Source organism: Pseudomonas sp. 210_17 TE3656, assembly GCF_054821965.1.
The window spans coordinates 2,597,629-2,616,256 of the sequence record NZ_JBTRBC010000001.1 but is presented as its reverse complement, the minus strand read 5'-3'; the positions used below and the strand labels follow the sequence as shown (position 1 = coordinate 2,616,256).

The 18,628-nt window shown below is 54.2% G+C and carries 13 protein-coding genes; 6 read left to right on the top strand and 7 right to left on the bottom strand.

The window, feature by feature from the left end; all coding sequences use genetic code 11:
* Nucleotides 1-28: 28 nt before the first annotated feature.
* Nucleotides 29-1,120 (top strand): flavin-containing monooxygenase, encoded by a 1,092-nt coding sequence (locus ACVI9W_RS12270; protein ID WP_461530127.1) that lies wholly within the window; start codon nt 29-31, stop codon nt 1,118-1,120.
* A 38-nt stretch (nt 1,121-1,158) separates the two neighbouring features.
* On the opposite strand, the gene ACVI9W_RS12265 is transcribed toward ACVI9W_RS12270, so the two are convergent.
* Genes ACVI9W_RS12265 through ACVI9W_RS12255 form a run of 3 tightly spaced genes read right to left on the bottom strand, consistent with a single transcriptional unit; the run spans nt 1,159 to nt 3,591 of the window.
* Nucleotides 1,159-2,523: an NAD(P)-binding domain-containing protein gene (locus ACVI9W_RS12265; protein WP_461530126.1), complete on the bottom strand. Its 1,365-nt coding sequence runs from the start codon at nt 2,521-2,523 to the stop codon at nt 1,159-1,161.
* Nucleotides 2,520-3,035, bottom strand: coding sequence for an arsinothricin resistance N-acetyltransferase ArsN1 family A (locus tag ACVI9W_RS12260; RefSeq protein WP_442110821.1), 516 nt, complete (start codon nt 3,033-3,035; stop codon nt 2,520-2,522). Before ACVI9W_RS12260 ends, ACVI9W_RS12265 begins: the two co-directional genes overlap by 4 nt.
* Before the next feature lie 58 nt (nt 3,036-3,093).
* Nucleotides 3,094-3,591 (bottom strand): MarR family winged helix-turn-helix transcriptional regulator, encoded by a 498-nt coding sequence (locus ACVI9W_RS12255; RefSeq protein ID WP_461530125.1) that lies wholly within the window; start codon nt 3,589-3,591, stop codon nt 3,094-3,096.
* A 136-nt stretch (nt 3,592-3,727) separates the two neighbouring features.
* Between ACVI9W_RS12255 and ACVI9W_RS12250 the strand changes: the two genes are divergently transcribed.
* A complete protein-coding gene (locus tag ACVI9W_RS12250) occupies nt 3,728-4,918 on the top strand; it encodes an MFS transporter (protein WP_461531828.1) in 1,191 nt (396 codons plus the stop codon).
* 155 nt (nt 4,919-5,073) lie between these two features.
* Here the strand turns inward: ACVI9W_RS12250 and ACVI9W_RS12245 are convergent, their stop codons facing one another.
* Entirely contained in the window at nt 5,074-6,714 is a 1,641-nt protein-coding gene (locus tag ACVI9W_RS12245) for a TnsD family Tn7-like transposition protein (RefSeq protein WP_461530124.1), read from the bottom strand.
* A 684-nt stretch (nt 6,715-7,398) separates the two neighbouring features.
* On the opposite strand from ACVI9W_RS12245, the gene ACVI9W_RS12240 reads away from it, so the two are divergent.
* The 4 genes from ACVI9W_RS12240 (at nt 7,399) to ACVI9W_RS12225 (ending at nt 13,235) form a co-directional block, all read left to right on the top strand.
* Nucleotides 7,399-8,361, top strand: a complete 963-nt coding sequence (locus tag ACVI9W_RS12240) for a PDDEXK family nuclease (RefSeq protein WP_461530123.1) — start codon at nt 7,399-7,401, stop codon at nt 8,359-8,361.
* Nucleotides 8,358-10,370: a transposase gene (locus ACVI9W_RS12235; protein ID WP_461530122.1), complete on the top strand. Its 2,013-nt coding sequence runs from the start codon at nt 8,358-8,360 to the stop codon at nt 10,368-10,370. The genes ACVI9W_RS12240 and ACVI9W_RS12235 overlap by 4 nt, the downstream gene beginning before the upstream one ends.
* Nucleotides 10,367-11,719 (top strand): AAA family ATPase, encoded by a 1,353-nt coding sequence (locus tag ACVI9W_RS12230; protein WP_461530121.1) that lies wholly within the window; start codon nt 10,367-10,369, stop codon nt 11,717-11,719. Before ACVI9W_RS12235 ends, ACVI9W_RS12230 begins: the two co-directional genes overlap by 4 nt.
* Before the next feature lie 334 nt (nt 11,720-12,053).
* Nucleotides 12,054-13,235, top strand: coding sequence for a Fic family protein (locus tag ACVI9W_RS12225; protein WP_461530120.1), 1,182 nt, complete (start codon nt 12,054-12,056; stop codon nt 13,233-13,235).
* A 62-nt stretch (nt 13,236-13,297) separates the two neighbouring features.
* On the opposite strand, the gene ACVI9W_RS12220 is transcribed toward ACVI9W_RS12225, so the two are convergent.
* The 3 genes from ACVI9W_RS12220 to ACVI9W_RS12210 all read right to left on the bottom strand — a co-directional run bounded on the left by ACVI9W_RS12220 (nt 13,298) and on the right by ACVI9W_RS12210 (nt 18,512).
* Nucleotides 13,298-14,701 (bottom strand): Shedu immune nuclease family protein, encoded by a 1,404-nt coding sequence (locus ACVI9W_RS12220; RefSeq protein ID WP_461530119.1) that lies wholly within the window; start codon nt 14,699-14,701, stop codon nt 13,298-13,300.
* Between the two features lie 281 nt (nt 14,702-14,982).
* Nucleotides 14,983-16,701, bottom strand: coding sequence for a UvrD-helicase domain-containing protein (locus ACVI9W_RS12215; RefSeq protein WP_461530118.1), 1,719 nt, complete (start codon nt 16,699-16,701; stop codon nt 14,983-14,985).
* Between the two features lie 14 nt (nt 16,702-16,715).
* Nucleotides 16,716-18,512 carry an ATP-dependent nuclease gene (locus tag ACVI9W_RS12210; RefSeq protein WP_461530117.1) on the bottom strand — a complete coding sequence of 599 codons (1,797 nt, stop codon included), beginning with the start codon at nt 18,510-18,512 and terminating at the stop codon, nt 16,716-16,718.
* Nucleotides 18,513-18,628 lie beyond the last annotated feature (116 nt).

Sequence of the window (18,628 nt, the reverse complement as noted above, 5' to 3'; positions counted from 1 at the left end):
CTCTTGATATATGCATGAGTGTGCACATATGAATGAATCGAGTCGTACTTTGGATGTAATTGTCGTTGGGGGAGGCCAAGCAGGTTTGGCGCTTGGTTGGCACTTGCAGCAACACGGCTTGGATTTTCTCATCATCGATGAGCAGACACTCCCAGGCGGAAACTGGCGTAACTATTACGAAAGCTTGCAGTTGTTCTCGCCGGCGGAATACTCAGCGCTGCCAGGACTGCCGTTTCCTGGCGACCCCAAGAGCTATCCGCTACGGGACGAGGTGGTGGGGTACCTGGAGGCCTACGCTGGCGAGTTTCGACTGCCTTTTCAGGGCGGAACCCGAGTGATGGGCGTAGCGCAGAAGGAAAAGGTATTTGAGGTTCGCTGCGACACTGGAGCGACCTTCTGCGCACGTTCTGTGGTCGTAGCATCGGGAGGATTTAGCCGTCCGTTCACGCCCAGTATTCTAGGGCTGGAGAGCTTTTCGGGGACTTGTCTGCACAGCTCGGCTTATCGAACGCCAGAGCCCTTTGCTGGCCAGCGCGTTGTAGTGGTTGGAGCTGCGAACTCAGCTGTTCAGATCGCCTATGAGCTTGCAGGCGTCGCTGAGGTAGTGCTGGCTACCCGCGAGAAAATCCGTTTCTTCCCGCAGCGAATCCTCGGGCTCGATTTTCATACCTGGCTGAAATTCACCAAGCTAGAGCAAACACGATGGTTGAGTGACCAGAGCACGCCCGTACTCGACACCGGTAAGTACCGGAAGGCTCTCAACTCCGGTCGATTCCGGCGCAGGCCAATGTTCCAGGAAGTGCTATCCGATGCTGTTGTCTGGCCGGACAGAAGCACGACCCAGGTCGATGCGCTGATCTTTGCGACGGGCTTCCAAACAAACCTGGAGTTTCTGTCACAGCTCCCAGTCGCTGACGAGCAAGGACGTGTGCTGCAGAGAAACGGCGCGGCAAATCAGGTGCCTGGCTTGTACTTCGTAGGTCTACCTAAGCAAAGAAATTTCGCCTCGGCGACACTACGGGGGGTAGGGGCCGATGCGGCTTACCTGATGCCCAGACTCCTTGAACACCTGAATGGATGGCGTTTACCTCACCCGTCAGCTTCGCCCCGCCAGGTTTGAATTTGGGCAGGGCGAAGGAGCAGGTGCAGAGGTCTTACCTAGGTGAGGCTTACCGGAGTGCAGCAGCTCGCCTTCTGGGCTGAAGGCGCTGTCAGAGGTTCCGTTGATCCACAGCAACTGGCCTGAGTAGCGGGTTCGGGCGCGCAGCAGCTGGAAGTTTGATCTTGCTCCTCGAACTGAAGGCTGCAGACACCGGTTTCAGGTAGTTCGAGCTCAACACGCCGTGCAGCATCCCAGTCGCCCGCAAGCCCAGCCACGATTGAGCGGACTTGCTCATACCCGGTAATCATCAAGAAAGTCGGAGCACGACCGTAGCTCTTCATGCCCACGATAAAGATGCCTTCGTCAGGATGGGATAGCTCATCGATGCCATGGGGGCGAACGGTACCGCAGCTGTGCTCGTTCGGGTCGATCAACGGAGCCAACTGAGCAGGGCTTTGGGTGGCGGGGTCAATTGCCAGTCGTAGTTCGCCTAGAAGCTGCAGATTTGGTCGGAAGCCAGTGGCCACGATGATTTCATCCACCTCTGGCAGAGGTTGGCCATTGCTATGCACGACGAGACCCTGTTCGGTGGTGTCGACCTGGCTGATGGAAATATCCTGGTACAGCGAGATCTTTCCTTGTTCGAGCAGTGCACGAATTCGCAGACCCAGGCTGCCACGTTCGGCCAATTTGTCATTGGCACCACCCCCTAGAATTTTGTCTAGTGAGTGTCCGCGGATCGCCCACGAAACCTGAGTACCGGGCAGTTGGACCAGATCCTGAAGAGCGTTGAATGCCGAGTGTCCGCCGCCGACAACCAGTACTCGGCGCCCGAGGTAACGATTGCGTGCCTTGCCACTCACATCTGGAAGGCCATAGGCAATGCGCGCTTTAGCACTCAGCTCTCCCAATGCCGGAATGCCAGAGGCGCCCATCCAGTTGGGGGTCTCGTACGTGCCCGAGGCATCGATGACTGCGCGAGCCTGGATGTCTTGCTCGCCCTTCGGCCCCTGAACACGCACCAGGAACGGGGCAACTGCGCGGCCTTTGGTTTTCTGTACGTCGGCGCCGACTTTCGTGACAGCAGTGACACGGGTGTTCAAATGAAGTCGTTCCTTGATAACCGGCAGTGCAGCTAGCGGAAGCAGGTAGTAATCCAGTAGTTCACGTCCTGTGGGGTACGTGTCGGATTTAGGAGCTTGCCAGCCCGTTGCCGCCAGTAACTTTGCGGCCTCCTTATCCACGTTGTACTCCCAGGGTGAGAACATACTGACGTGGCCCCATTGGCTGATGCTTTCTCCAGCCTGGCTGCCTGCTTCAAAAATGATTGGGTTCATGCCTCGAGCCAGTGCGTGCGCAGCAGCCGCCAGCCCCACGGGGCCGGCGCCGATGATTACGATGGGAAGGTTAGATTGGCTCATGCTCGTTCTCCTGTGTCAGGTTGGTTGGAGGGGAAGACTCGTTCAACGATGGCGCAATCCAGCCAGCGGCCTTCAAGGCGGGCGTGCTTTTCGTAAACGCCGACCTTTCGGAAACCACAGGATTGGCAGAGCGCGAGGCTCGCTTCGTTGAACGTGAAAATGCGGGAGAGGACTTTCCAGAATCCACGTGCCTCTGCCTCGCTCAGTAATGCGTTTAGTAATGCTTTACCGATGCCGCGCCTCCGGGCATCACGCCGCAGATAGATCGAGAAGTCGGCGATCCCGTCATAGCAGGACCGCGCTCGATAGCTGCTCAGGTTTGCCCAGGCCACCACAGCACCGTCGAGCTCCGCGACCAGTACAGGATGGCGAGACATATCGGTAACCCAGGGCAGCACATCCTTGGCAGTACGCGGTTGGGTCTCAAAGGTGGAACTGCGGTCTTCGATCCCCTGGTTGTAAATGTCGGCGATGGCCTGAACATCACCGAGTTGAGCGAGGCGGATATGCATCTAGCTTCCTTTTCGGTTGGTAGTAACAACAATATGGGTAAAAAAGGGGTTTCCCCCTTCATTTTTCTTTCGGTTGGACTGGGCAGCAGTCGTTAGCCAAGCCACAACGGATCTCTGCGGCGCGGGTCAATTGACGCAGAAGCGTCAGTGCGCCCTGGCGTACCTCTGGTGCCATGCCGCTGATCATGGCCTTTTCTTCAGCGATCAGATCAGCGCGAATACGCTCATACAGGTCGGCGCCGGCTTCAGTGGCCTGAACGCGCACGGCCCGACGATCTTCCGGATCTTCCACGCGTGAGACGTAGCCCTTTCGCTCCAACGTATCGACAACCCGGCTGGCAGTGCTTTTGTCCAGGAACATCTCTTCAGCCAGGGCCTGAAGGCGCAGTGCTCCCTGCTTAACCAGCGTTTCAATGGCGTAGCACTGGGTGACGGAAACGTCGTAGCAGCAGATGCGATCGCGATCCCTGAACTGGTAGACGCGCACCAATTGGTTCAGGGCTTCATAGATGGCTTCTGCGTCCTGGCTTAGGGCGTCGTTAAGCGTGTTAGGCATGTCATTTCCAATTGGTTGTTACCTGCAACAATATGGGCGTCATCAGCGTTAGTCAACTCCCCCGGCCATCGGATTGACCGATGTGCAGCGGGTCGACTACATTTGGTTGGCACTAACAACCATCGGACGGACTGCCGTGACTCGACATGAATCGCATCTGCCAAACAGCGTAGCCCGCTTCCGATTGGTGTTCGCTCTGGGCATCACTCAGATCTTGGCGTGGGGATCGACGTTCTACCTGCCGGCAGTCCTGGCTGGCCCGATTGCACGGGATATGGGCTGGTCTTTGTCTTCCGTCGTGGGTGGTCTGTCCTGGGGAATGTTGGTTGCCGGGATCTGCTCACCGCTTGCCGGCCGATTGATTGATCGGCGCGGAGGGCGAGCCGTACTTGTCTTCAGCTCAATGATGCTGATCGTCGGCCTCTTGATCATGTCCGCGGCACATAACTTGTGGCTCTATTATCTGGCCTGGTCGTTACTCGGAGTGGCCATGGCCACCGGCTTGTATGACTCAGCATTTGCCACGTTGGGGACGCTGCTGGGAGAGCATGCGCGTGGAGCGATCACGGGACTAACCTTAATCGGAGGGTTTGCCAGCACCGTGGGTTGGCCAGCAATGGCAGCGCTGGAATCCTGGCTCGGTTGGAGAGAAACCTGTCTGGTGCTGGTCGCGGTACATGCACTGATCGGTCTCCCAATCTATTGGCTGGCGGTACCAAAACCGCTCCATTTCGTTAAAAACACAGTTCCTGAAGCACAGGCTCCACTCACATTGAATCATGCTAGCCGTCGGTTATTCTGGCTCCTAGCTGGACTACTGACGGTTGTCGCCTTCGTCATGGCTAGCCTATCTGTCCATCTGCTGTCCTCGCTCAAGCAACTGGGGCTTCCAACCGTCACGGTACTGGCGGTCGGGATGGTCATTGGACCCGCCCAGGTAGTCGCCAGGGTGTTGGAGTTTTCTATTGCGCGGCACCTTCATCCGACCTGGTCTGCTCGGGTAGGAGTGATTGTGAGCTTGATCGGCATCTGCTTGTTCATCCCTGGCGTGCCCTGGCTGGCATTCGTCGCTGCAGCGCTTTATGGCGCGGGTAACGGAATCCTCACCATCGCCAGAGGGACCCTTCCTCTGGTGCTCTTCGGTGCTGAGGGATATGGCGCTCGGATGGGGGCCCTAGCGCGACCGATGCTCATAGCGCAGGCGGCTGGGCCATTTGCTGCGGCACTGGTACTTAGTGGCCAAGGGGCAACAGTGATGCTTGTGCTGATGGCCATGATGATAGCTGTCGCATTGTTCGGCAGTCTTAGGCTACCCACACAACCGTGATATTGAACATCCTCATTTGTCCATAAACTTGCGGGAACAAAAGTTTTTGTAAACTCACAGTAATACTTCAAGCGGGTATGAATAACTATTACATGACTTGTTGAATATATATTAGTTCGGTGTTTTAGCATTAATTATTGCAAGGAACGATCGCCTTAACTATGTGGCAGAACCACAAGGCGACTAGGCTTCGTGCTTCTTAGGATTTGGGATAGCAGATTTCTTGTTTTTGGGTAGCGAGTCCGATTTTCAAGCGATCGGGAAAGTGCAGGGACTAATTTGAAAATCTCACTTTTTTTCAGGTCTAATCCTCGGTCAGTTCCATAGATACGTATTAACGTTTTACTGACCAATGCCGATAGTTCGCAGTCTCGCTTTATCCAGTCAACACTTGAGTGATTACCGCATCGACCGTTCGGTAATTTATGTGTATTAGTGAGTAGCCACTGGCGATCATTTCTATATAGCCATTCGTAGGTGCTCGGGATTTTTGAACGGATTTTCTTTGGGCTGGCGCCTGGATGCCCTGCAACAACATTCTGCCATTCAGTCCGACTCTTAAATCTTGTTTCCTCTTGATGCATTTCAACTCGTAACTTTACTACCATCGGATCTGAGCGAAGCAGTCTGTTGACAGTGCTAATAGAAATCCCAAACCGCGAACAGATTTTATCTTTTGAATCTCCGTCGCGTAAGCACTGTAAGATAGTAGCTCGAAGCTGAGGCTTGAGTTTTTTGGGTTTTAATCGAACCTCTGGTATGACAGCCTTACCAATATTTAACGTAACTAAACGAATATTGCTTTTGTTTTTGATCTCGGGTGCTTGCGGATGTGGACGATTAAGACGCTCATAGACCTCAATGAACGAGCCAAGCCCGCCGAAAAGCCAAGTAATTAGGGTCAAATGTTTGAGCGGATGGCAATGGCCACGCGGGTTGCGCGTCAGTTGACCTATGAACCCTATTGCACACCGCTCTGAGGTAGGCAGAGAGTTGAACGGAGGGTACGGCTGAAGGCTGCTTGTGTACTCAGCGAACGAGGCGGCGAGCCTTGCCTGGTTGGGTCGAGAGGTGCCCAGTTGGTCCAACGACTTCTTGTAGACAGCCCTCACAGTCACCGGATCAAAACGCTTGGAATTTCCGTAAGTTGCAAGATCTACTACCGCTGCTCCCAATTGCTGAAGTGCCTTTGCTGTTCCTGCGGTAGGTACTGGTGTCGTCACCTCCGCAAGATGAGCTTCGTTCGGCAAGGCCCACTTATAGCGCCCTGACCATTGCCGATTTAGAGTGCATTCACTCAGTGGAAAACCATGAATCGGACACAAAACTACACCGGGATACTGATGCGTTAAATGCCAGTAAGCGACTCCATGATTGGCGCGATCAGTTGCTATACAGGCGGTACACGCTTTCAGTGGATGGTCGCCGCCAAATCGACCTGTTAAAAGGCCAAGGCGGTACTTGATAGATCCTATGTGCGCGCTGCGCATAGCCTGCACGGCCGCTGCGATATGATCTTCCGCCTGGAAGGGGAAAAACATAGGAAGTATTGTGTGCTCGTAGATGATGGCCTCTGGATCACCCCAGAGAGATAGTGCTTGCCGATTCAGAAAGCTGAGGTTGCAGGGGAAGTCATGAGTAATTGATATTTGATTGCCACCAAACAGCCAAGACAATGTCCCTGAAGGATTGTCGCGCACAGAAAAATAATGTTGACGGCAACATAGACTATAAAATGTTTCGTCTTCAAACCAGCGTAGGATAGGCTGCGCTGGTTGAGCGTCTGAGTGGTTCATAATCATAGCCACTAAAGTAGCGGAAGATCAGAATAGCGAATGCTACAGGCAGCAGGTAATGCTTAGTTGCTATAACTATGAAGTTGTTAATTACCTTGTGTTAAGTACTAAATAAACGATAAAAGGAAGTTTTAATCGTGAGTTGATCTTTCATTTTCCTTTTGGGGCAGCGGCTTGTACCGCGAGACGTGAGTGTCTGGGCTTCGCGCCTCTGGAGGCGCGAGGGTTCAACTTTTTTTGTTGTCAGCTGGCAAATTCCAGCGGTAACATGTTTCGGTTAACCGAAGCGGCAGTTATCTACACAATATGGCTGTGGACTTGACCGCATAGAATGAATCGTGGGCCGTCGACAGGTGCTGAGAAGCCCGACGAGTGTCACTTTGATAGAGGAATTCCGATGACGTCTAGCTAATCGAAAATGCTGGAGTCAGATAGACAAAGGCCCAAGTGCGACCTTGGGCCCCTGTGGATAAGTCAGATTAGAGGCCTGACCATTCCATTGTCTATCCCATGCATGTGAGACGTCAAGTCTCGCACGACTTCGTTCATCCACAAGAAACCGCGCGTTATCCACAACGTCGCGTTAGAGCACCTGCCCGCAGGATAAGGGGTTGGCTAACCGGCCTGGCTGTTATCCCCAGCCTGGTCGGTGCGGATGTACCCCGATGACATTGGAATGCTTGGATGAAACCGCAGGAAAGATTTGCCCTGATCTTGAGTCGTCAGAGCCGGTTCGAATGGGGCGGCGATTACATTCCGTCCACGTTGGCCGTTCCACGTGAGGCACCTAAAGGCTCTCGGATTAGCAGGCTCAACAGCCGTAAGCTTGGACGCACATTGCATGCTCTCTCAACCCCTGAGCGAGTGTTCACGCAACTTGCGCTTTGTCATCCAGACCTTATTGATATTCACGAACAAAAGATGCTTTGGCCAACGAAGGCAGTGCATCCACTTCGCGGTCACCCACTGACAAGGGGCGCTTTTCCACCTCCTATCCGCGGAACGCTAGAGATAGCGAGAGAGATCGGATTTAAGCATTACGAGATTGTGGTCGAAGGGTCTGCTGGCAATCGTCAAAAAGTGCCATTCCCCTACCAGGGCGATTTGCTGCTGTATATGAAAAGCCATGACGGGATCCCCTACGCAGTTAACTGGACTGTCAAAGACCGTGAGCAAGCATTTCGTGAGAGGAGAAGCACGCAGCCAAAGACACCGGTCCAACAGAAGAAGGATCGAGAACATGCCGAGCTGAGAACCGAGCTGGAAAGAGCGTACTACGGTAGCGCCGGCATCAGAACGGTGCAGGTCTCTCTGGATATGGTTGAGCCTGTGGTCGTAGCGAACTTGGATCTACTGTTCGTCATGCATGATCTGACGCTGGATCTCAACGGAGCATTGCTGGACGATTTCAGCTCTGCTGTTCGAGAGTCGGTTGCGGCAGGAGATCCGGTGGCGTATGTGGCGATTGAATATGGCGCGCGCTGGGGCTTCCGTGATCAGTTCATCGCGAAGATCTACCAGGATATCTGGGATCGAAAGCTGCTCATCGACTTCACCAAGCCGATTCTCATCGACCATCCGTTCAGTGTTGGCGGAGGAGATTTGTTATCTCTTCACGGCTCGCTTTTCGAGGAGTCGGATCAATGATGGCCGGCGCGCGAATTATCGCGCCAGAAGGGTTCCTCAATCTGTCGAAGGACCTCACCTATCACTTCCTTAACAGCGACGGTAATCGGAACCGGGTCAGACTTGTTCTGTTTCGTGACGATGACAAGGAATTGAGTGCGCAACTGATCACGCTCAGCATGATTGAGTTTGAGGATGCGCTGGAAAATGGGTGGTTAATGGAAGACGGATCGGGCGACACATTTCCGCCATGGCTCGAACCCATACGGGGCGTTGCGGTTAGCCACCTGGAGGGAGGTAGATACTCGACCAAAGAGAGCTATGACCAGAAGGTGAACCGTCGTTTCATCGCCATATCGGACCTTGTGTCACGGATGGAGGTGCTTCTTGCCAGTGACAACCCAGACGCACTTATCAATGCGCATGCTAAGGCTCTCAGGCCGCAGCAGAATGCCGCACGGCTGAGGTTATGGTTTTATACCTACATCACCTTTGGTCATAACAAATGGGCTTTGCTGCCACCGCTTCACCGCATCGGGAATTGGAGTCGGGAAGACCCAAAACGTAAAACCAAGCTAGGCCGTCCATCCCGGAAGGGGAAAAGATCAGGCTATCCCTGCGATGCGACGATGAAGGCAATGATTCTTTCGGGTTTTTTGCGATACAAATCGACAAGAAAGACTCAGAACCAGATTTACAGTGACATTGTTACCCGTGAGTTTGGGTGTGTCGCAGCGAACAAAAGTGAACGCTTGATGGAGTATCAGCATCCAGAGGGTAAGCCATTCCCATCATTCAGACAGTTTAAATACTGGATAGGGAAGCTTGTCAGCCCCAAGGAACTAAGGCGGGCATTGAAAGGGCAGCACAAAACACGGGCTATTTCGGGTTCGGAAGGAACATTTGCTGAGAAAATTATTAATGTAAATCAGAAAGTTGAGTTTGATGGGTACTACATATCAGAGAAGCTGTCCGGCCTCACTGAAGGAAGTGCAGTGGATAGCTTTTGTGTGGTTCGCGCAGTCTGTGATTTATCGGGAGCCGTATTAGGTATTGGATTCTCGGAAGGTAAAGAGAACATGGATGCCTATAAAATGGCCTTGTTCTGCATGGCAACTGATAAAGTCAAATACTGCGAACTGTTCGGTGTTGAAATCAAGCCTGGGGAGTGGCCTAGCCAAGGTCTGACAGGTGGAGTCGTATTCGATCGAGGCCCAGGGGCCGGCTACCAGAGTGATCCCAATATTAACTGGCTCAAGACCTTTGAGCTGACTCCAGTCTATTCAGGGCAGTCCAAGGCAACCGTGGAGTCTTCTCACCCGAGAGACAAAAAATCCCTCGACCAACCGACGCACTTCCATAGCAAGTTGAATTTCGTTGAGATGTGCAAGCGCGAAATTATACGGGCCATATCGGACAACCATACCTCGGATGCAGGCCGGCGAATGGACGAAGAGATGCTGCTGGCTGGAATCAAACCGACTCCGCATGAGATTTACAACTATTGGACTGCGCGTGGTCGTGACTCATCGAGAGGAGTGCAATTCGAAACCGCGGTCAGTACCTTCCTGACCCGTCGCCCAGCGACCATACGGAGGGATGCGGTCTATTTCTATGGGCGAAAATACAGATCCTCAGAACTGGCGGGGACGGGGGTTTTCGACAGGGTCGCTAGAAATGGTGTGATCGAAACTACCGCCTTTGTACTAACTATGTGTGTCAGACATATATGGATTGAGGTTAACGGCGTTTTGTTTGAGCTTGATTTCGTCCGGGCTGCGAGCCTGCCTACTGGAGCCGCTGATATTTCACTGCGTGATCTCCAGGAGTTTGATCAGATGCGACGTGATGGAGCCGCAGCCCTTCGGGAGGAGCGGCCCGCACTTCAGCAGCATTTCAAGGATCGATTCAAGCGAAGTACCGGAGAAGATTGGGACAGTGGCGAGAGCAAGCTTGGAAAGCCATCAAAAGGCGGGGCGGCGCAGCGCGACCTAGCGGATTACAATCGCTTTAGAGGAAACGCTAAGTGAACGAGTTAATTCAGACGCGGTTCAACGGGGTCATAGACGTTGATAAAATTCGTGAGTGTGTAACCGTTAGGCCGGAATCAGTTGGGCTCTTGAGCACTGTTCACCCCTCCATCGCTGCAGAAGCCCTGGCTGAGGTTTTGAAGCAGATTTACTTACCGAATGAATTCTCATTGAATTTCATCAGTGAAATGGTACGTAGAGCATCCATACATAGCCAAAAGCTGTTTAGAAGCGAAATTGATTACCTCTCAAAGGTCTATGACCCTCCAGAAGTGGAAGTATCGCCGATATGCCTGACTGGATTAGCTGGCATAGGAAAGAGTCAGACGATTGCGGCATTGAGAAAAGTATTACCACCGCCAATGGATTTTTCCTGTGACCACTACCATGGCACGGTCAAGCTCATTTCACATTGGTATGCGAGTGCACGAGGTAAGGCAGGCGGAAAGCAGCTGCTTTCAGACTTTGTATTCGGGAGCGGCGAGTCCGGTAGAGGCGGAAATGTGGCAAAGCTGCTTGTGGAATGCCGGAGACGGGCCAACCGAGATGGGGTATCTCTGGTTGTGCTTGAAGAAACTCAGCACATCAACACCGGTTTGGGCGCATCTAAAGTTACGGACATTCTGTTGACGATGGCAGCCATCGGTCCACCCATGGTCTATGTGTCCAACTACAGCCTCGTCCATAAGCTGCTTCGTCGCAACAGTGAGGATAAGCAGCGTTTGCTCTCCGAACCTCGGATCATGTTGCCAGATGACCCTGAGAGTTCGGACTGGAGAGGTTACGTCGATGAGTGCATCAGGGTGAGCGATGGTCAAATCCATGTGGGCGTTGATGACCTTGCGGCAGAGCTTTACCGATCTACTTTTGGTATCAAGCGGCTTGCTGTCCAGCTTCTCAAGCTCGCCTATATTGAATGCCGCAGCGCCGGCAGGGAAAGTGTTGAGCTTGCTGATATCAGCCGGGCGTATCGCTCCAGTGCATATTCCAGCAGCTCCAAGGAAGTCGAAGCGCTGCATCTGCAGGCACTGCACAATCGCACGACTGGTACTCATCTGGACCTTAAGTGCCCATTCGAGCTTCCAGCTGAGATGAGGTCGAATGTGGTGAAGTTTGCTAGTGCGGAGCGGGAAAATCGGGTGATCGCGAAGGCTTTTGATTCGGCTCTCACCGAAAGTGAGAGGTCCGCAATGAAGCACATCGATCTATCTTCAGATGTACGTTCACTACCCAGTAAAACAACCCGCCGCCCACCGGTACCGCCGGCGACAGACGAAGATCTGGCTAGAGCGTTCCATGACTTCATGGATTCAGTACCAACACCGCCAACGCCCAAGAAGCCCAAATGATAGGACGCAGCTCCACATCCTAGCAGTGGAGCCCTTCCTAGCGAGAGTCGCCGAAGAAGCCCTAACCGGAAGCACCGTACCGCCAATCGTCCTGAGTTGCCCGCCCCGTGGCTGCCTGGGCGGACCCTATAAACGCCCAAAAACAGGGCCGATGCCAACAGTTGCTTCAGGTACTTCCCTGCTTAACCTCTTGTCAGATCGCCGACCATCCGGCAATAGTGCTCGTTTGAATGCGGAGTGGTACATTGTCGGCAAGTTAAGCGGCAAAAAATAATTCTTTGGTCTATCCTAAGCCACGAATAACAAGGGCTTAGACAAGGTACATAACCGGCAAATGGCATTCACACCGTACATTCCCCAAGACAAGGCCCCCGAGGAGCTTCAGGACCAAGTCGTCCAGATCATGCGGCTCGATGCGGCCCTCCATGCGAAGATCCCGGCCCCGCTGCGCGTGCCGATGATGAATCTGCTGCGGGTGGTGAACTCGTACTACAGCAACAAGATTGAAGGTAACTCCACGGTACCGGCTGACATTCTGCGCGCGCAGGACGAGCCCCAGGAGGTCAAAGGCGCGAAGGATATGCAGGAGATCAAGCGCCACATTGAAGCCCAGCGTAGGCTCACTGACGACCCGATTCACAAGGTCGATGTGTGCACTAAAGCTACCATCTCGCGCCTGCACCGCGAGTTCTACGTCGGCGTGCCCGAGGACATGCTGGATATCCAACTGAACGAGCAAGGCGAGACCGTGCGCATGATCCCCGGCGAATTCCGGGAGTTCGGCGTTCGCGTCGGCCAGCACATCCCGCCGACCGTCGAGCAGATGCACACGCACCTCAACGACTTTGAGCGCGTGTACCGTCTCGACTGGATCCACGGCCTGTCGCGATTCTTCGCCGCTGCAGCCGCGCACCACCGGCTGATGTGGATTCACCCGTTCATGGACGGCAACGGTCGTACCGGTCGCCTGTTCACCGACCAGTATCTTAAGGCCGCCGGCTTTGGTGGCTACGGCCTGTGGTCTATGAGCCGTGGATTCGCTCGAAACGTCGCCACCTACTACGAGATGCTTAGCGCCGCCGACCATCCCCGCAAGGGCGAGTTAGACGGCCGTGGCGAGCTATCGGATAGCGGCCTGCTGCGCTGGACCAGGTATTTCGTGGAGACGGCCCACGACCAAGTGCAGTACTTCAACTCGCTGCTCGATCCGGAAATGCTCAGCGAGCGAATCGACGTGTATTTCGAGATGCGAAGCCGTCGCGCGCTGTCTGACAGCAAAGGTGAACCGCTACCTGAGCTCCGGCTAGAGGCCCGGGATGTTTACAAGACGTTGCTTTATCAGGGCGACCAGCAGCGCGCTGATATCCAGGCTCGATTGGGCGTCGGCGAGCGCACCACCCGCAGCCTGCTGAGCCAGATGGCCAAAGAGGGCTTGATCAATCTGGATGGTCGCAAGCCAGTATCGTTAAGCCTTTCCCGGCACTCGATCGAGTTCCTATTCCCCTACCTCTGGTAAGTCTGCCGCCCTTGGCGTCATTCGCGAGGGGCAGCGGCTACGTCAGGCAGGCCTGCATCACTTCAACTCTGCTTGCCGATGTCTCCTTCACTAGGCTTGTCATGGCTGAGGTGTTGGAGTAGCAGTTTCAGCTTGTCCAGAAGTTCATCGAAGGTGACGACTTCCACATCCTTGCACGCGTGTCGGAAGATATTGAAGCAGCGCCGCGGTTCGGGGTCAGTCGGCGTGGTGCCGCAGATGACTATGCATTTGATCGTATCTGGTTGGGAACCTTGCAAACTGCTCTGGTGAAGCAGCCAATTGCTGCGCAAAGCGGTTTGCTGGTAGAGAACCTGTGTAACCGCGCCGCTGAGCTCCGAATGCGGTCCGAATACTTTGTCGTTGCGATAGGCAGTTGATTGCATAAGGGGGCTGGACGGTTTTTTGATCTCAACGATCGCCAGTGGCTGCCCTAGCTCTCGAAAAAGAAAGTCCCCGATTTGAGCACCGGCCCCATGGATACCGGAGACTTGAGCATGGAACTGAGTGTGAAGTAGCTGTACCGGTCGGGCGAACAGCAATGACAAGATGAAAATGTTATCTTCGAAAAAACGCTGCCAATGAGCTTCGGTGAGCTGCTGCTGGAGCTTCTTTTCAAAGAACTCGATCATGTTAGCGAGCGTCACGCGCTCAATTTCAGAGTGCAGAGCGAGTAGCTCATGTGGTGCATCCTTGGCAATCTGTCTGGCATTCTGCCTAACGGTTCTCACCGATGCCTGTCGTTGCTGTCTCTCCATGGCTGGAGAGGGCTTGGTGCTGAGCATACGGTACTCGACCATTTCACCGGTGCTAGTCACTTGGACAAAGGCAGGGAATTGCGAGGGTGCTAGCTTTGCCAGCAGTGCATTGCGAACATGCCACTGCTTGGCTACGCGGATGCGTTCCTTCAGCCTGCGATTGGCCTTATCGAACGTGCGCCTCAAGTCATCCAGCTGCCGCTCTGGAATGCGCGCGCAATTGTGGTCAATCTTTAATTGATCGTCGTGGGTCACTACCAAAGTATCTAGGTTAGGCACACGCATCAGGCCAGCACAAATGGGTTCCAGCTCTTTGATCAAGCCAAGACCAAAGTTACTGCTGTTCCATATCCGCGACGTTAAGTACATGTCTATCAACGTTAGCGCTTCATCCGAAGACTCAGGTAGAGCTTGTTCATACTCCATTTCATAAACAATGGATTTGATTCGGCCGTGTCGACGCGAGAGATAGCGTTGAGCATGCGGATTGGTGAATACGGGGTAGGTAACGATACGGTCTGCGAAAATGCGGGCTAGTCGGTGCCAGCGATTCTCAGGGTACGGGTACCAAGCGTCCGGGTCTTCTAGATTGAAGAAGGTTTCCATGTAGAGGTCTCTACTTGGCTCTTCGTTTGACAGGCTTGGAAGAAGGTGGAAACTGGGATTGAAAACTGATTCTGCGTCGTACATAACGCCCACTTCTCCTCGGCGCGCGACAGCAGCTTGAGGCTGCCTTGAGGGTACGAAGTATAGTGCCTTCAGTTGGACGAGATAGATGAGTTACCGCTCGAACGTCAATGCGCCATTGGAGCGCGGGTCCAAGACCGACCTGTCGTCGGTGGAGACACCGCCACGACTGGACTCACAACAGCCAGATTGCTAAGTAATAACCCCAGAGTGGCGGTTAATGCCATTCGCTTGATGGGTATGATTCGTTTTGGCAAATGACTCTCTAAATGAGTAAGTGGATGTCAAAGCAACGGACTGCGGTGTCTGCCCTGGGGCGTGAGGATAGTCGCTTTTTTCATTGCTCTAGTCACTGCCACTCGCATGGCCAAGCGAGCCTGCCGCTCTCGATCCGCGGAAGCGCCAGTCTGTACGAATCTCCCCTTCATGAGCCCCTCGTATAGAATGACTTCGGTGAATTCCTTGCCCTTTGACTTGTGCATCGTCATTAGATGTATTCCCTTCCAGTCTTTCGTCGCCGCCTGGAAATGGTCCTGGAGAAGCGCATCACGCACAAGGCCCTCTGCGCCTGGATAGCCTTCTGCTGATCGCCAGACCTCGTTCAATCGGCTTCGAAGTAAAGAGCCTTTTCCCAACAACCGTACATACCGGCCATCGCTCCCAATTTGGATGAACACCTTGTCCGCGCTCGAATCCAGCAACTGCCGCACAGCAATCCAATCAACCTGCGGATCCCCCGTGAGCTGCAGTTCAAGGCGCTGGGCTGCTAAGGCTTCGGCTGCAGCCAAAACCCGCTTGTGTGGAGCTCGACGCAGTGGTTGCCCTCTCTGCATCTCCTCCAAGGCTTCAACCAGCTCCAGATGAGGCTTGGTGGGCGGCTTCTCTCCTTTTCTCCCTCGCAGGTGCGCACACAGATTTCTGATGAGTCTCTCGGTGACTTCAGAAGCAGTGGAACCGCCCTCCAGCAACGCAGCAATTGCGGTTGCGGAGAGCGCCGCCGCTTCTTGATCGAACGCAACATCATGCTTGATAGATGGAAGCCCATCTGCTGTGCTCGAGAGGTAGGCCGAGACCTCCACCATAAAACTCTTACTGGGTACCAAAATGGTGAGCGACCAGTCGTTTCCCCTCTGTTTCAGCCGAGTGAGGGCTGCTAACACCGCATATTTGAAATCCAGGTGGAGCTGCCCTCTGCGCGGTATATAAGGTTTCACTGTCACATCGGCGTAGCGTTTACCCCGGTTTTCTCCCCTGAGGACATCGTTGCCAAACTGCACGATGTCGGTACCACTGCTTCGGTGGTTCTGCATGCCAAAAGTGAACGAGGCGGGTTGATACGCTTGTTCGAACTCCTGAATCCTAAGCGCGTTGGCGCCGCGGAACTCATAGATCCGCTGCTCCGGGTCCGCCAGGGCCATCACCTGACTGTGATGCGTCAAAGCACGAATGAAACGCCATTCGTCTTCATTGGTGTCCTGGAACTCATCCAGAATGATCAGGGGGTAGCTGCCGCCATAGATTCGCCGCAGAGCCTGGCTGCTTTCCAACAGCAGGGCAGCGTTGCTTGCGAAAAGGTCGAAGTGCAAGAGTCCTTCTTCTTCGAGCAGCCTGAGCTTTTCCTGGGCAATCTGATTCTCGCCAAGGGTGGATAGGCGCGCTGCCGCTTCAGGCGGAGGAAGCAGGGATAGCGGCCTTCCTGTCCGGAGTAAGTAGCCATGGCTGCGCAACAGGTTCCACGTAAAGCCATGGTAGGTGTTGACCTCCAGCCGCCCTCGCTCAAGCTTGGGGAGCAATTTCCCGGCCTGCTCTGCAACCCTTGCAACAGTTGCCCTGGCGAAACTGAGAAAAAGCACTTGCTGGTGCTCTTTCAGCACCTTCCCGCCAATTAACTCCTCCGCTTTGAGCAGTGCCACGGTGGTTTTTCCAGAGCCGGGACCACCCATGACGATCAGGTGTCTGGGCGACTGAATCACTTCCATTCGAGCATCATCAAGTACCAACATCGACAGCACTCCGATCAGGCCATATTAGGTAGATCGTTTTCTTCAAGAACCTCGGGCTCCTTAGGAACAATCGTGGCCGTGATGTTCTCAAGTGTGTCCACGATAAATTGGGGCAACTGATGTCGATTGGCTGCGGTACAAAGTAGGTTGGCAGCGGCGCCGTCCCCCTTCCAGCGCTTCAGCAGGATCGAGAGGATGGCAACGACTTCCTCTTTCGGGGCCTCAGGTCCGGGCGCTCTTTCCCTGAGATCCGTAGGCCATAAACCGCTTTCAATCAGGGATGCAACATAGCGGCGCAGGACTTGTTCATCTGTGCCCTTCAGCACAATGTTCTCAAAGCCAGTTTCCGGTGCCTGATAGGGGTAATCGACCGAGGCCTTGATCGCCTCAAATTGAAGAGGCGCCTGCAGATCGAAAACGGCATAGACCGTTTTCCCCAGCGCCCGGTAATAAGCGCCCATCGCCGCGATAACGGAATCAGTTGCTGCATCGATTATAGGGATGCCCAGCGCCTCAAGTGGCATGAAGGTTTCAGGATCCTCCTCATGGAGCTTACGGGCTACCGCTGGCCAGGCATCGTATTCCGTTCGGCCTTCGGCGATCAGTACTCGTCGCGCCAGGAGAGCTTCACAGACGCGAAGCCGCATGTCCTGTCGGTACATTTTTGCCTTCACGCCTGGCGGAAGGCCTGCGGGTTTGGCGTTGAGCTGCCCTTCAACGCGACTGACTACGATGACCTGCGCGGGATCGAATTCTTCGAGCACGTAGGGCGAATGCGAGGTAAAAATCGCCTGTGCAGACTTGCTGCGCACCCCGTTGATGATTCGCTTCTGTATATGCGGAGGAATCGCGATTTCTGGTTCCTCCATCGCAAAGATGACGTTCTGCTTGAGTTCGGCGATCAATGACAAGAGGGATAACACCATCATGTTGATGGTACCGGTGCCCTGGTTCTGGAATGGCGCCGCATGAGCCGCTCCGTCGCTTCGACGAGCACCGGTGGCCATGAAGACAGTCAGAGCTTTGCGTAATGACTCCCGGGTAAGCTGCGTGACCCGCATGTGAGGATCAGTGCTACCTTCGCTCGGCATGTAGCTACGGATTGAAGCTTGCACTTTTGTGAGTATGTTATTGATTCCACCCTCGGGATCCGCCGCCACCTCAAGGTCGCGCAGCTCGACTAGGAGGTCTTCCCAGATCTTAAAATTCTTTTCTTCCTGCAACCGCAGGATGATATCCAAGAGTGATCCCCGCTCCAGGCTCAAGGCACGGCTACCCGTCCTGACAGTCCGAAGGTAGAGGAACCCACAGACACGCTTGTCCGAGGTTTTGAAAAAGTCATACGAGCCATCTTGCTTCATCGGCGACGAGAAGTACGTGGCCCCTGTGAAATCATCTTCGTCTGCGTCGTAGCTTCCTGTGAACACGACGCGAAGGCATGACTGCACGTGCTGGGCATCAGTGCCCTGGGCCGGTGGCCCCGCGAGCAATTCATCGGTGCCGTTTACCCACCACTCCAAATGATCCCTGAACCGCATTTCCTGGTCAGTGTTGAGATCGGTGATGACGACTTCGATGGTAATACTGACCGATTCTCCTTGCGGGTCGACATACTCGCCGGCATAGAAATCGTGTTCATTAATCACCGGTCGGCGTGAAAGTCGCTCTGGCCCCAGGGCTAGGTCGATCGCTTCGAGTAACGTCGACTTACCGATGTTGTTGTCGCCAACGATGACTGCGTGCTTCGGCAAAATGACCTCCGCGCGCTTGATGCCTCGAAAGTTTTCTACGTACAACCGTGCGACCCGCATAACCCTACTCCCTGTCTGAAGCCATAGCAGACGTCCGCCATTAAAGTAGACGATAACGTACGAAGGCGCCTGACGAGACGGGACATTGTCGACAACCAATGTCCAAGGGAGGTGAG

Bases quoted from the DNA above. Each gene is read 5' to 3' on its own strand.
- ACVI9W_RS12270 (WP_461530127.1), top strand. From the start codon at position 29: ATGAATGAATCGAGTCGTACTTTGGATGTAATTGTCGTTGGGGGAGGC.
- ACVI9W_RS12265 (WP_461530126.1), bottom strand. From the start codon at position 2,523: ATGAGCCAATCTAACCTTCCCATCGTAATCATCGGCGCCGGCCCCGTG.
- ACVI9W_RS12260 (WP_442110821.1), bottom strand. From the start codon at position 3,035: ATGCATATCCGCCTCGCTCAACTCGGTGATGTTCAGGCCATCGCCGAC.
- ACVI9W_RS12255 (WP_461530125.1), bottom strand. From the start codon at position 3,591: ATGCCTAACACGCTTAACGACGCCCTAAGCCAGGACGCAGAAGCCATC.
- ACVI9W_RS12245 (WP_461530124.1), bottom strand. From the start codon at position 6,714: ATGAACCACTCAGACGCTCAACCAGCGCAGCCTATCCTACGCTGGTTT.
- ACVI9W_RS12240 (WP_461530123.1), top strand. From the start codon at position 7,399: ATGAAACCGCAGGAAAGATTTGCCCTGATCTTGAGTCGTCAGAGCCGG.
- ACVI9W_RS12235 (WP_461530122.1), top strand. From the start codon at position 8,358: ATGATGGCCGGCGCGCGAATTATCGCGCCAGAAGGGTTCCTCAATCTG.
- ACVI9W_RS12225 (WP_461530120.1), top strand. From the start codon at position 12,054: ATGGCATTCACACCGTACATTCCCCAAGACAAGGCCCCCGAGGAGCTT.
- ACVI9W_RS12220 (WP_461530119.1), bottom strand. From the start codon at position 14,701: ATGTACGACGCAGAATCAGTTTTCAATCCCAGTTTCCACCTTCTTCCA.
- ACVI9W_RS12215 (WP_461530118.1), bottom strand. From the start codon at position 16,701: ATGTTGGTACTTGATGATGCTCGAATGGAAGTGATTCAGTCGCCCAGA.
- ACVI9W_RS12210 (WP_461530117.1), bottom strand. From the start codon at position 18,512: ATGCGGGTCGCACGGTTGTACGTAGAAAACTTTCGAGGCATCAAGCGC.